The following is a 13,210-nucleotide window of genomic DNA, read 5'->3' as shown; positions in this document are numbered from 1 at the left end:
CAGCCTTTCCGCTGCCGTCGGCTGCCGCCTCAGCAGGCCAAATCCAGGATGTCCCGTGCCCGCTGGAGCGCCACGGTGGAGGAGTAGATCTGGGCGGCATCCGCGGACTGTGCCACCCGCAGGTCCAGGGCTTTGGAGAAGGACTCCACAGCGGCGGAGGTCTGGCCTGCTGCGTACTGGGTGGTGCCCAGGAACTGCAGTGCCAGCGCTTCGCGGGGAGTTCCGTGGACCTCGGCCAGGAGCTGCCGGAACAGTTCAATGGCGCGGTCCATCCGGTGGGTGATGCTCAGTACCTCGGCTTCGAAGACGCGCAACCTGAACGATTCCGGGTCCTTGAACCGTGCTTCGGCCAGGAGTTCGGCCGCCTCGGAGGCGTGGCCTTCGACCAGCAGGACGAAGATGTGGTCGGCAGGGTCTGTTGAAGCTGACAGGGCTTCCCGGACAGCGTCCTCATTGACGATCTGCGGCATCAGGGTATCCGGGTTGATGCGGATTCCTGGGAACCCGGCCTGGGGCCAGTCGGCGGTGCCGGTCATGTCGCCCCGCATCAGGACGCAATCTCCTGGTACGCGGCGAACAGCAGCGAGGTGTCCGGCACGTCAAGGATGCCCGGCTTGGCGATTCCGTCCAGCACCACGAAGCGCAGCAGGTCGCCGCGGGACTTCTTGTCGCGCCGCATCCCGTCCAGCAGCCCCTGCCACCGGTCCCGCCGGTACGTGACCGGCAGCCCAAGCCCCTCCAGGATGCTCCGGTGCCTGTCGGCGTCGGCATCACTGAGACGGCCCACGCTCCGGGCAAGTTCGGCCGCGAACATCATGCCCACGGATACCGCGGCGCCGTGACGCCATGAATACCGCTCCACCAGTTCGATGGCATGGCCCAGTGTGTGTCCGTAGTTCAGGATTTCCCGGAGCCCGGATTCCTTGAGGTCTTCGGAAACCACTTTCGCCTTTACAGCGATGGCGCGTTCGATCAGCTCGCGCAGGGCGTCCGAGCGGGGATCCACCACCGCGGCCGGGTCTTTCTCCACCAGGTCGAGGATGGCGGGGTCGTCAATGAAGCCGCACTTGATCACCTCGGCGAGGCCGGAAATGATTTCATTCTTCGGCAGCGTGTCCAGGGTGTCCAGGTCCGCCAGGACGGCCGCCGGCGGGTGGAACGCCCCCACCAGGTTCTTTCCTTCGGCGGTGTTAATGCCGGTTTTTCCGCCCACAGACGCATCCACCATGCCCAGCAGGCTGGTGGGCATGTGGATGACCTTGACTCCGCGCAGCCAGGTGGCGGCGACGAAGCCGGCGAGGTCGGTGACGGCTCCCCCGCCAACGGCCACGATGGCGTCCGAACGGGTGAAGTCGTTCTGGCCCAGGACCTGCCAGCAAAATGCCGCCACCTGGATGTGCTTGCCTTCTTCGGCGTCAGGAATTTCCGCCGTGAGCGAGGTGAAGCCGGCCTCAGCCAGCTCGTCGCGGACGGTGTCGCCGGTGAGGCGCAAGGCACGGGGGTGGATCACCAGGACCCTCCGGACGCGTTCACCCAGCAGGGCGGGAAGTTCACCAAGAAGGCCGCGCCCGACGACGACGCCATAGTTGTTTCCGGCAACTTCGCCGGTGACGTTGATGACTGTTGATTGCGTGTTCACTTCTCAACTTCCTGTTTGGCAGCTGCGTGGTTCCGCAGTGCTGCTTCCAGCCGTCCGCCGAGCTCGGGTATCGAACCGTGGCGGACGTCCAGGGTGATGTCTGCCAGCCTCTCGTAGACCGGCTTGCGGGTGGCGAACATTGCTGTCCAGCGGCCCATGGCATCGCCGGCGAGGAGCGGCCGGCCCGAGTTCCGGGCAATCCTGTCTGCCACGGTATCAGCGTCGCATTCGAGGTAGACCACGGTGCAGCGGCCCATGAGCTGCTGCGTCCCTGAGTCGAGGACGGCACCGCCGCCCAGCGAAATGACCGTAGTGGTCCCTTCCGTTTCCTCGACGGCGTCGGCGACGGTCCGGGCTTCGATCTCCCGGAACGCGTGCTCACCGCGGCCTGCGAAGATATCGGCGATGGATCCGTGCCCGGCAACGATGACGGCGTCGGTGTCAATGAACCGGACGCCCAGCTGTTGTGCCAGTTGCTGCCCAATGGCCGATTTACCGACGGCCATTGGGCCGATGAGCACAATCGGCCGGCCGCCTGCGTGGCCGGTACTGCCGTGATGAAGCACTATTGGCCGATCGAGTCCAGGGAAGCCGGGATGTTGTCCAGGTAACCCTTGATGTTGCGGGCGGTTTCCGCCACGGAGTCGCCGCCGAATTTCTCGATGACGGCTTCGGCCAGGACCAGGGCAACCATGGCCTCGGCCACGACGCCTGCGGCCGGGACGGCACAAACGTCCGAGCGCTGGTGGTGGGCTTTGGCCGGTTCACCGGTGCTGACGTCGATGGTGCGCAGGGCGCGCGGCACCGTGGCGATGGGCTTCATAGCGGCACGGACCCGGAGGACGTCACCGATGCTCATTCCGCCTTCGATACCGCCTGCGCGGTTGCTGGTGCGGCCGATGCGGCCCTTGGCGTCCCGGACGATCTCGTCGTGGGCGGCCGAACCCCGGCGTGCCGCGGTCAGGAAGCCGTCGCCCACCTCCACGCCCTTGATGGCCTGGATTCCCATGAGCGCCGCGGCCAGCCGGGCGTCGAGCCGGCGGTCCCAGTGCACATAGCTGCCCAGTCCGGGCGGAAGCCCGTAGGCGAGGACTTCCACCACGCCGCCGAGCGTTTCGCCTTCCTTGTGCGCGGCGTCCACCTCGGCAACCATGGCGTCGGAGGTTTCGCGGTCGAAGCAGCGCAGCGGATCCGTGTCCAAGGCGATCACATCGCCGGGCAACGGCAGCGGGCGGCCTTCGGGCACAGTGACGCTGGCGATGGAAACGGTGTGGCTGACCAGCTCGATCCCAAGCTGCCGGAGGAACCGGGCTGCCACGGTGCCAAGCGCCACACGGGTTGCGGTTTCGCGGGCGCTTGCGCGCTCCAGGACGGGACGGGCCTCATCGAAGCCATATTTCTGCATGCCGGTGAAGTCGGCGTGGCCGGGGCGCGGCCGCGTCAGCGGCGCGTTGCGGGCCTGGTCGGCGAGGAGTTCGGGGTCCACAGGGTCGGCAGACATGATCTGCTCCCATTTGGGCCATTCGGTGTTGCCCACCTGGATGGCGACGGGACCGCCCTGGGTGCGGCCGTGCCGGACCCCGCCCAGGATGGTGACCACGTCCTGTTCGAACTTCATCCGTGCGCCGCGGCCATAGCCGAGCCGGCGGCGGGCCAGGGAGTCAGCGATGTCCCCGCTGGTGATTTCCACACCTGCGGGAACACCCTCAATAATTCCCATCAAAGCCGGGCCATGGGATTCACCGGCAGTCAACCAACGCATAATTTCCATCCTGCCACGTAGGGCGGTCACAACGCCCGTCGGGCGAGGCCGACTGCGTCACACATCACATCTATGACAGCTGCGTTAACGTCTTCCCCGCGCCGGGTGAAGAGTCGCACCTGCTCCACGGCCTGGTACAGCAGCATCTCCAGGCCGGGCACCACGCGGCCGCCGCCGGCCTGCCATACAGAGGCCACCAGGCTGGGCCAGGGATCGTACGCGACGTCCAGGAGTACACCCGGCGTCGGTGTCTTCAAGGCGGCGATTTCCGCTGCGAGCCCGTCGGCCGCGCGCGGCGGCAGGGTGGAGATGACGACGTCGGCCTCCGACGTCGGGCGCGCAGCGGCAGCGAGCGGACGGACCTCCAGCGCGACGCCCAGGCTGTCGGCAGCGGCGCGGACGTCCGCCGTCCGCGAAGAATCACGGACGAAGACCTGAACTGTGGCGGTGCCAAGTTCCTTCAGGGCAGCAACGGCCGACGCCGCGGTGCCACCGCCGCCCAGGATGACAGCGGACGGTGCCGCAGCGGTCCCGGCGTGGCAAAGGGCGTTGACGATCCCTGCGACGTCGGTGTTGGAACCGACAGTCTTCACCCCGTTGCCGGACTCCTCGAAGGTCACGGTATTGACGACGCCGAGGGTCTGCGCCACTCCCCGTACTTCGTCCACCTCATCGAGCATTGCGGTCTTCAGCGGCATGGTCACGGAGAGCCCGCGCCAGCCGGGCTGGTTCCGGATCTGGCGCATGAAGGACGGCAGCAGCTGCTCGGTGACGTCGATGGCCGTGTAGCTGATGGCCGCACCCAGCAGCTCATACGCCGAAAGGTGCAGCGCGGGAGACTTTGAATGGCTGATCGGGTGGCCCAGGACGGCAGCCCGCAGGCTCATGTGCAGCGGCCCGCGTTGGCTTTGCACCACGCGTTGTACTGCTCCACGTTGGCGTTGTGTTCGGCCAGCGTTTTCGCGAACTTCGTTTCGTTGGTGTCCAGGTTGACGGTCACCCAGTACAGGTAGTCATTGGACTTGGGCTTTGCGGCTGCGTCGATGGCAGTCTTGCCGGGAGAGCCGATGGGGCCTGGCGGGAGCCCGGGGTTGGCGTAGGTGTTGTACGGGTTGGACTTGTCCTTGCGCTGTTCATCGGTGAAGTTCAAGCTCTTGGTGCCCAGGCCGTAGGTCACCGCCGAGTCGACCTGGAGGAAGCCGCCGGTCTGGTCGTTCGGCTTAAGGCGGTTGTAGATCGCGCCCGCCACGTTCCCGTAATCGGCCTGGCCGCCCTCGGCCTGGACAATACTGGCCACAATGACGGCCTCGTATTGCTTGGCGGGGTCTGTGATTCCCTGCGACACCAGTTCATCGGTGGTGGCTTTCACCAGGGACTGGAGGATGTCCTTGGCCTGGGTACCCAGCGGGAAACGGTATTCGCCCGGGGCCAGGTATCCTTCGAGGTTCTTCGCGTTCGCCGGCAATCCAAACTGGGCAGGTTGGTTGCTCAGTGCCTGCAGCTGCTGCACGGAAACCCCCGAACCCTCGGAAATCGCCTGCAGCGAGTCACTGATCCGCAGGCCGGCGCTGAGGGCGAAGTAGATGACCTTGGACTTGTCTTTGCCGGCAAGGACGTCGACGGCGTCGGCGTTCTTCATTTCGGCCTTGAAGACGTAGTCGCCCGGAGACAGGGTTGCGCCGGATGCGTGGAACGCCTGCATGAAGGTATCGGCGTTGGCAACGACCCGCTGGTTCTCAAGGTCGGTGGCAACGGAGCGGGTGCCCTCGCCGCTTTGCACGGTCACGTGGACCTCGCCGGTCCCCGGTCCGGGGAAGTCCGATGGCTTGCCGCTGCCGAGGAGGGGCTTGAGGAACTGGGCTCCCACCGCCACGGCCGTCACGAAGACAGCCAGTGTCAGGAAGAGGGCCAGCAACCTGCGACGGCGCCGGACCTTTTTCGAGGGCCGCGGCACTACCTGGGCTGCCGAGGAGGCAGGAAGCAGCTCGTGGATGGCGTCCGGGTGGGCGGCGTCGGGATGCATATCGTCGTGGTGGCCGGCGTCGCCGTATGCATGGTCGTCGGGAATCTCCCCGTAATGGTGCCCGTCGGTGTCATGGTGGGCGTCGAGGAGAAGAGCGTGGTCCGTGTGGTGGGCCACGTCGTCGTGGTGCTGCATGTTCTGGTGATGCGCCGTGTCCGCGTAGGCGTGCGCAACCTCACGGTGCTCCGCGTCCTCAAAATGGGCCACGTCGTCGTCGTGCTGCACGTCCTCGTGGTTCGCGACGTCCTGGTAAACATGCGCCTCCCCATGGTGCGCAACGTCGTCGTGGTGCGTGCGGGCGGAAGGCTCGTTGCCCCAGGTGTGGCCGGGGTGGGAATCACCGGCCGGCTGCACATCCTGAATGGACGGCGGCACTTCCGGGGCGGCCGGCACGTCACCGGCGTCAGGCAGCGGAGCGAAGGCTGGTTCGGCGGCGGAGCTACCGGCTGCCGGCGGCGTGACGGGGGGCGGCGGGACCTCGCCCGTCTCATAAGCCTGCTCGGGGACGGCGTGGCCGCCGGTATTGAGGCTCTTCTCGCGTGCGCGCAGTTCCTTGCGGGTCAACGGCCTCGCGGCCCCGGTGTCCTGCGGGCCGGAAGTGTCGTCAATGTTGGCAGGGCTCACTGTTGCCTTCCATTATCTGAAGATCGGGCCGTGTCTGCGGGGAGGGCGTGGACTGGTTGGTCCACCTCACCGGCCCCCAGGTCCACGGACGGGGATGGCGCTGTCACGCGTGAGCCGACATCCGCTCCCCTGGCTTTCTGCATGTCGATGGCGTGCTGAAGGATACCCGCCGCCGCGACCTGATCAACTACTTTACGGTGGTTCCTGCTGCTCATGCCAGCTTCGTGCAGGTTCCGGTGCGCCGTGACACTGCTCAGCCGCTCGTCCACGAGGTTCACCGGGACCGTCAAACCGCGGCCGGAAAGCTCCGTGACCAGGAGCAGTGCGTAGTCGGTGGCCATCCTGGCGGAGGCGTGTTCCTCGCCTTTCATGGTCCGGGGCAGGCCCACGAAAACCTGGACGGCTCCCAGTTCCTCCGCCAGTTTGGCGATGACCCGCACGTCGGAGTTCTTCTTGGCGTTCCGGTCGAGGGTCTTATACGGAGTGGCCAGGATCGCATCGCGGTCACAGATGGCCACCCCTACCCGGACGGTGCCCACGTCCACCCCCAGTTTGACGCCCTGGGGGTAGCCGCCGGCAGCTGCAGGATTGGTCATGGCTGGATTAGCGCGCGGAGATGGCGTCGACGACGGCGGCCAGCGCGGCGCCAACCTTTCCGGCGTCGGTCCCTCCGCCTTGGGCGACGTCGTCCTTGCCGCCACCGCCGCCGCCGAGCACGCCGGCGGCAACGCGGACCAGCGCACCGGCTTTGACGCCGGCTTCCCGGGCTGCCTCGTTAGTGGCCACCAGGATCAGCGGACGGTCGTTCGCGACACCTGCGACGGCCACGGCGGCGGCCGCCGAACCGAGCCTGTTGCGAAGGTCCAGTGCCAGGCCCCGGAGGTCGTCAGCTCCGCTGACGGTGCCGGCGTCGTGGGCCAGTACCTTCACTCCCCCGGCGTCCTTGGCGGTGTTGACCAGCTGCGCGGCTGAGGCGGCCAGCTGTTCCTTGCGGAGCCGGTCCAGTTCCTTCTCCGTGGCCTTCAGCTTGGCCAAGGTGGCGGAGATCCTGTCGGCGAGCTGGCCGGAGGGGACCTTCAGCAGGTCGGTCAGTTCGGTCACCAGGGCGCGCTCGGCGGCAAGGTGGCGGAAAGCCTCCATGCCAACGAAGGCTTCCACGCGCCTGTTCCCTGAACCGACGGACTGTTCGCCCAGCAGGGACAGGCTGCCGATCAGCGAGGTATTGGCGACGTGGGTGCCGCCGCAGAGCTCGCGTGACCATGCGCCGTCGATTTCCACGACGCGCACTTCGCTGCCGTAGTTCTCGCCGAAGAGGGCCATGGCACCCATTGCCTTGGCCTCGGCCAGTCCCATGATCTTCGTTTCCACCGCGTAGTTGTTGCGGATGGCCAGGTTGGACACCTCTTCGATTTCCGAACGCGTGGCGGTGCTCAGGCCTTCGCCCCAGGCAAAGTCGAAGCGCAGGTAGCCGGCTTTGTTGAAGGAGCCGCGCTGGGTGGCCTCCGGCCCGAGGATCTGGTGCAGGGCGGCGTGCACGATGTGCGTGCCCGTGTGGGCCTGCTCTGCTGCGTGCCGGCGTTCACGGTCGACGGCGGCGCGCACAAGCGAGTCTGCGCCGATCTCGCCTTCGCGGACAACCGCCTTGTGCACGCTCAGGCCCTTGATGGGGCGCTGCACGTCCAGGACCTCGACGACGAACCCGTCGCCGGTGATGAGGCCGGTGTCGGCAGCCTGGCCACCGGCCTCGGCGTAGAACGGGGTTTCAGCGAGCACGAGTTCGATTTCGTCGCCGGTGGCAGCCTGCTGGACCTTGCGGCCGGCGCTCAGGAGGCCGCGGACACGCGACTCGCCCTCGAGCTCGGAGTAGCCGGTGAAGACCGTCTCACCCTGGCCCAGGAGCTCCTGGAAGACGGTGACGTCGGCGTGGCCGCCCTTCTTGCCCTTGGCATCTGCCTGCGCGCGCTGGCGCTGTTCCTGCATCAGGCTGCGGAAGGCGGCCTCGTCAACCTTCAGGCCCGCCTCCTCGGCCATTTCGAGCGTGAGGTCAATGGGGAAGCCGTAGGTGTCATGCAGGGTAAAGGCATCCTCGCCGGACAACGGCTTGTTGGCAGCCTTGGATTCCTTCACCGCGTCCTCAAGCCGCGCAGTGCCGGACGCAATGGTGCGCAGGAACGCCTTCTCCTCGGCATAGGCGATGCGGCTGATCCGTGCGAAGTCGGTTTCCACCACGGGGTAAACGCCCTTCATGGCGTCCCGCGAAGCCGGCAGCAGCTCCGGCAGGCAGGCCTGTTCGACGCCCAGCAGGCGCATGGAACGGACGGCACGCCGGATCAGGCGGCGAAGGACGTAGCCGCGGCCTTCGTTGGACGGGGTGACGCCGTCGGAGATCAGCATCAGGGCCGAGCGGATGTGGTCGGCCACAACGCGCATGCGGACGTCGTCCGTGTGGTGGGGGTCCTCAGGAGTCTCAGCGGAGGTGTATTCCCTGCCGGAGAGTTCCGCGGCCTTGTCGATGACCGGCCGGACCTGGTCGGTCTCGTACATGTTCTCGACGCCCTGCAGGATCATGGCGAGGCGTTCCATGCCCAGGCCAGTGTCGATGTTCTTCTTGGGCAGCTCACCCACAATGTCGAAGTCCACCTTGGAGCGCACGTTTTCGATCTGGTACTGCATGAACACGAGGTTCCAGATCTCGATGTAGCGGGTCTCGTCAGCCAGCGGGCCGCCTTCGACGCCATAGGCCGGTCCGCGGTCGTAGTAGATCTCGGAGCAGGGCCCGGCCGGCCCGGGCTGGCCGGTGGACCAGTAATTGTCCGACTTGCCCATGCGCTGGATGCGTTCAGCAGGGACACCGGTGTTCTTGAGCCACAGTTCCTCGGCCTCGTCGTCCTCTTCGTAGACGGTCACCCACAGCCGTTCGGGCGCGAGGCCGTAGCCGCCGTCGTCAACGCTGGTGGTGAGCAGGTCCCAGGCGAACTTGATGGCGTCTTCCTTGAAGTAGTCGCCGAAGGAGAAGTTGCCGCACATCTGGAAGAACGTGCCGTGCCGGGCGGTCTTGCCCACCTCTTCGATGTCACCGGTGCGGATGCACTTCTGCACGCTGGTGGCACGGGAGTAGGGCGGTTCCTCACGGGCGGTGAGGTAGGGAATGAACGGGACCATGCCGGCCACCGTGAACAGCAGCGAGGGGTCGCTGGAGACCAGCGATGCGGAGGGAACCGCCGTGTGGCCCTTGCTGACAAAAAAGTCCACCCAGCGCTTTGTGATCTCCTGCGACTTCATGAGCTGTTTTCTTACCCTTCGTGGTCCGCGGCTCCTGCCGGGCGCGGAAAGTTAGTTCAGGTGGCGGGTTCCGGGGTCGGTTCCTGCCGGTTTTCGTTGGCTGCCTTGCTTGCCGTGCGGCTCAGCGGCGCACCAGTTCGGCGGAGTCGACGCCCAGTGCGGCGCGGAGGTCGGTCTCACGCTCCCGCATCCCGGCGCGGACGGCGTCGGCGAAGTCGTACACCCCGTCCGCCAGCCGCCCAACGGCACGGTTAAGGCCCTCCTGCCCAAGGTTGGACCGGGCTTCGGTAACTTTGCGGAACGCGATGACGCCGATGGCCACGCCAATTCCCATCCAAACAATTCTTTTCATGTTGGTTCTTTTCGAATCTAGCGGCTGCGGCGGCCGGCTGCGGGCTTCGTGCGGTTGGCGAAGGCGCTGCGCACACCGTAGCTGAACGCGGCCACCTTGATCAGGGGCGAACCCACCGTGGCGGCTACCAGCGAGGACAGGGCGGCAATGTTGGCAGACGCATCCGAGACGTTGGACGAGATGCCATCCACTTTCTTCAGCTGCTGGTTGGTGGTCGAAACGGTGGCGGTGACCTCATCCATCAGGGGCGTGGCGCCGTCGCTGATGGACTTGATGGCAGTGCGCACCTCGTCGAAGACACTCCCCAGCTTCAGGATGGGTACTGCGAGCAGCAGTACCAGGAGCGCGAACACCCCAGCAGCGATCAGGCCGGCAATATCGCCACCAGACATAGACGTTCATCTCCTCGAAATTCCGTGGTCGGGTTCCATCCAGGCCGGGCCCGGAAGGCCCGTTGCGCAGATGTCCCCCAAGTACCTTACATACAAAGAAGCCCGTGGCGCTTGCCACGGGCTTCTTTGGATACGCTGCTGGGATTTAGCGTGCGTAGAATTCGACGACGAGCTGCTCTTCGCAGGTCACCGGGATTTCGGAACGCTTGGGGCGGCGGACCAGGCGGGCCTGCAGGGCTTCCAGCTTGACGTCAAGGTAGGCCGGAACGGCAGGCAGGACGTCGCGGTGGGCACCGGCTGCGGCAACCTGGAGCGGAACCATGGTCTCGCTGCGGCTGTGGACGTGGACCAGCTGGCCCTCGCCGACGCGGAACGACGGACGGTCAACGCGGATGCCGTCAACCATGATGTGGCGGTGCACAACGAGCTGGCGGGCCTGGGCGATGGTGCGGGCGAAGCCTGCACGCAGGACCAGGGCGTCAAGGCGCATTTCGAGCAGTTCGATGAGGTTTTCACCGGTCAGGCCCTTGGTGCGGCGGGCTTCCTCGAAGGCACGGGTCATCTGTGCTTCGCGGATGCCGTACTGGGCGCGCAGGCGCTGCTTTTCGCGCAGGCGAACGGCGTAGTCGGAGTCCTGCTTCTTGCGGGCACGGCCATGCTCACCGGGGCCGTACGGGCGGCGCTCCATGTACTTGGCGGCCTTGGGGGTCAGAGCGATGCCGAGGGACCGCGAGAGGCGGGCCTGACGGCGAGCACGAGTGTTGTTAGCCACTTGTGTCCTTCCAATATCTGCGGTGTGTCAGTGTTACTGGCCTCCACGATGGAGAGCATCGGCCAACCGCTGCCTTTTGCTACTGGGCACAGGGCATAACCTACTCGAAGGAAATTCAAGGGCAAAGTGCGTCCGTGCCTTGCCAGACGAAGATTCAGCTTACCATGCCGTCAGGTGCCCCGGACAATCTTCCGCAGCCGCTCAAGCCGTACTGCGATGTCCCGTTCGGCGCCGTTGTTAGTCGGCTGGTAGTAGTCCCGCCCCACCAGGTCGTCCGGCGGGTACTGCTGGCTCGCCACCCCGTGTGGAGCGTCGTGGGCGTACTTGTAGCCAACGCCATGGCCCAGTTGCTTTGACCCCGGGTAGTGCGCATCCCGCAGGTGCGCGGGGATCCCGACGCCCAGCCCGGCCCTGACGTCGGCGATGGCCTTGTTGATGCCCATGTAGGCGGCGTTGGACTTTGGCGCGGTGGCCAGGTGGACCACTGCCTCGGCGAGGATGATCCGCCCCTCGGGCATCCCGATGAGCTGCACCGCCTGGGCTGCGGCCACAGCGGTCTGGAGCGCGGTGGGATCCGCCATGCCCACGTCCTCTGCTGCGGAAATGACGATCCGCCGGGCCACGAAGCGGGGGTCCTCACCCGCTTCGAGCATCCGCGCGAGGTAATGCAGGGCGGCGTCCACATCGGATCCCCTGATGGACTTGATGAAGGCGCTGGCGACGTCGTAGTGCTGGTCACCGGCCCGGTCATACCGGACGGCGGCAGCATCCAGGGCGCGCTCGGTGTGGCGCAACTCCACGGTGACCGGTTCGGGAGTGCCGCTGTCCTCCGCGACGGAACGTTCGACGTCGTCCGCGTCACCGAAGGCGACCCCCGCCGCTGCTTCCAGCGCCGTCAACGCCCGGCGGGCGTCGCCGCCGGAGAGCCGGACCAGATGGTCGAGCGCCTCGTCGCTGAGCCGGACCTTGCCGCCGAGCCCGCGGGGGTCTTCCACGGCCCGCACCAGGAGGCCCTCGATATCCGCCTCTGTGAGCGGCTTGAGCGTCAGGAGCAGGGACCGGGACAGCAGCGGCGACACCACGGAAAAGGAAGGGTTCTCCGTGGTGGCAGCCACCAGGACCACCCAGCGGTTTTCGACCCCTGGCAGCAGCGCGTCCTGCTGGGCTTTGTTGAACCGGTGGATCTCGTCCAGGAAGAGCACGGTGGTGGTCTTGTAGAGGTCGCGGGCCGTCAGGGCGTCGTCCATGACGCGGCGGACATCCTTGACGCCGGCCGTGATCGCGGACAGTTCAACGAATTTTCGTCCGGGTCCGCGGGCGATGACATGCGCCAGGGTGGTTTTTCCGGTGCCCGGAGGTCCCCAGAGGATCAGCGAGCTCGGCCCCGCCGGACCTGCGGCGTCCGCGCCCGCAGCCAACTGCCGCAATGGTGAGCCCTGGCCGAGCAGGTGCTGCTGGCCCACAACTTCGTCCACGCTGCGCGGCCGCATGCGCACCGCCAGCGGGCTCCGCGGCGACCCCTGTCCCCCGGGACCGCTGCCTGCCCCGGCGACGGGACCGTCGTCGTCGTCGTTTTCTGGGCCGTGCCCGAAGAGATCATCCACATAGATAGGCTACTTCCAGTCCACTCCTGCTTTTCCCCGGCTCCCGACAGCGAAGGATCGCCTATGCCCGCCCCTGTTTCCGCCGGCGGCCCGCCGTCCGTCCGGACGGCGTTCGTGCCCGGCGCCCGGCTGGCAGGCTGGGTGGAGCGGTTCGGGTCCTCCCACGGTGGTTACCGGTTGCAGGATGACGACGACGGGCTCCGGCTGGTGGCCGCCGATGGCACAACTGCGCTCCTGCAGGCGCCGTGGCCCGCGGACGGCCGTCCCGGACGCGGTACGGACCCCGTGGAGCGCCTGGCCGCCCTGGCGTCCCAGCCGCGCCGGCTGGGACTGCTGCTGGTGCGGCGGGGCGGCTACGGCATCGGGGTGGCCAGCGAGGGCATGCTTCTGGCGTCGAAGGCCGGCACCAGGTACGTCCAGTCCCGCACCGCAGCAGGGGGCCAGTCACAGCAGCGCTTCGCCCGGCGGCGTTCCAACCAGGCCGATGCCCTGGTGTCCGCCGTTGCGGAACAGGCGGCTGGCGTGTTCGGTGGTGCAGCGTTCGAGTACGTGGTGCCGGGCGGCGACAGGGCCCTTGCGGACCTTGTCCTGCAGCAACCGCCCCTGCGCCCGTATGTCCAGCTGCCCCGGCTTGCTTATCTCGACGTACCGGAGCCCAGGGCCGCCGTCCTGAAGAAGGCCGCGGCGGACGCGTGCTCGGTAAGGGTCACGGTGACCGATCCCGCAGGTGGTTGACCTGGCCGGCAAGTTTCGACAGGCT

At 66.8% G+C, this 13,210-nt stretch carries 13 protein-coding genes; 1 reads left to right on the top strand and 12 read right to left on the bottom strand.

All coding sequences use genetic code 11. The features are described from left to right. Positions 1 to 29 precede the first annotated feature (29 nt). From QF050_RS13470 to QF050_RS13415, 12 genes are all read right to left on the bottom strand, one after another. Positions 30 to 548 (bottom strand): tetratricopeptide repeat protein, encoded by a 519-nt coding sequence (locus QF050_RS13470; RefSeq protein WP_308930867.1) that lies wholly within the window; start codon positions 546 to 548, stop codon positions 30 to 32. After that, on the bottom strand, positions 548 to 1,639 hold the full coding sequence (gene aroB, locus QF050_RS13465; RefSeq protein WP_308930866.1) for a 3-dehydroquinate synthase: 1,092 nt from the start codon (positions 1,637 to 1,639) through the stop codon (positions 548 to 550). The genes QF050_RS13470 and aroB overlap by 1 nt, the downstream gene beginning before the upstream one ends. Continuing rightward, entirely contained in the window at positions 1,636 to 2,205 is a 570-nt protein-coding gene (locus QF050_RS13460) for a shikimate kinase (RefSeq protein WP_374121526.1), read from the bottom strand. Before QF050_RS13460 ends, aroB begins: the two co-directional genes overlap by 4 nt. Next, the gene (gene aroC / locus QF050_RS13455; protein ID WP_308932173.1) at positions 2,205 to 3,404 is read right to left on the bottom strand and encodes a chorismate synthase; all 1,200 of its coding nucleotides are present in this window, start codon (positions 3,402 to 3,404) and stop codon (positions 2,205 to 2,207) included. The genes QF050_RS13460 and aroC overlap by 1 nt, the downstream gene beginning before the upstream one ends. Positions 3,405 to 3,427: 23 nt before the next feature. Next, positions 3,428 to 4,288, bottom strand: a complete 861-nt coding sequence (locus QF050_RS13450; protein ID WP_308932172.1) for a shikimate dehydrogenase — start codon at positions 4,286 to 4,288, stop codon at positions 3,428 to 3,430. Further along, on the bottom strand, positions 4,285 to 6,048 hold the full coding sequence (gene mltG / locus QF050_RS13445; RefSeq protein ID WP_308930864.1) for an endolytic transglycosylase MltG: 1,764 nt from the start codon (positions 6,046 to 6,048) through the stop codon (positions 4,285 to 4,287). The genes QF050_RS13450 and mltG overlap by 4 nt, the downstream gene beginning before the upstream one ends. After that, positions 6,045 to 6,644: a Holliday junction resolvase RuvX gene (gene ruvX / locus QF050_RS13440; RefSeq protein ID WP_308930863.1), complete on the bottom strand. Its 600-nt coding sequence runs from the start codon at positions 6,642 to 6,644 to the stop codon at positions 6,045 to 6,047. Before ruvX ends, mltG begins: the two co-directional genes overlap by 4 nt. Positions 6,645 to 6,651: 7 nt before the next feature. Continuing rightward, the gene (gene alaS, locus QF050_RS13435; RefSeq protein WP_308930862.1) at positions 6,652 to 9,330 is read right to left on the bottom strand and encodes an alanine--tRNA ligase; all 2,679 of its coding nucleotides are present in this window, start codon (positions 9,328 to 9,330) and stop codon (positions 6,652 to 6,654) included. A 121-nt stretch (positions 9,331 to 9,451) separates the two neighbouring features. Next, on the bottom strand, positions 9,452 to 9,682 hold the full coding sequence (locus tag QF050_RS13430) for a hypothetical protein (RefSeq protein WP_308930861.1): 231 nt from the start codon (positions 9,680 to 9,682) through the stop codon (positions 9,452 to 9,454). A 17-nt stretch (positions 9,683 to 9,699) separates the two neighbouring features. Next, on the bottom strand, positions 9,700 to 10,074 hold the full coding sequence (locus tag QF050_RS13425) for a DUF948 domain-containing protein (RefSeq protein ID WP_308930860.1): 375 nt from the start codon (positions 10,072 to 10,074) through the stop codon (positions 9,700 to 9,702). 145 nt (positions 10,075 to 10,219) lie between these two features. Further along, the gene (gene rpsD, locus QF050_RS13420; RefSeq protein WP_043454433.1) at positions 10,220 to 10,846 is read right to left on the bottom strand and encodes a 30S ribosomal protein S4; all 627 of its coding nucleotides are present in this window, start codon (positions 10,844 to 10,846) and stop codon (positions 10,220 to 10,222) included. Between the two features lie 170 nt (positions 10,847 to 11,016). Continuing rightward, complete coding sequence (locus tag QF050_RS13415) at positions 11,017 to 12,450, bottom strand: replication-associated recombination protein A (protein ID WP_308930859.1); 1,434 nt, start codon at positions 12,448 to 12,450, stop codon at positions 11,017 to 11,019. Between the two features lie 63 nt (positions 12,451 to 12,513). On the opposite strand from QF050_RS13415, the gene QF050_RS13410 reads away from it, so the two are divergent. Next, positions 12,514 to 13,185, top strand: coding sequence for an acVLRF1 family peptidyl-tRNA hydrolase (locus tag QF050_RS13410; protein WP_308930858.1), 672 nt, complete (start codon positions 12,514 to 12,516; stop codon positions 13,183 to 13,185). Positions 13,186 to 13,210 lie beyond the last annotated feature (25 nt).

The sequence above is a fragment of the Arthrobacter sp. SLBN-112 genome (assembly GCF_030944625.1).
Classification (GTDB): domain Bacteria; phylum Actinomycetota; class Actinomycetes; order Actinomycetales; family Micrococcaceae; genus Arthrobacter.
The sequence above is the reverse complement of the archived record's forward strand: the minus strand, read 5'-3'. Positions and strand labels throughout refer to the sequence as shown.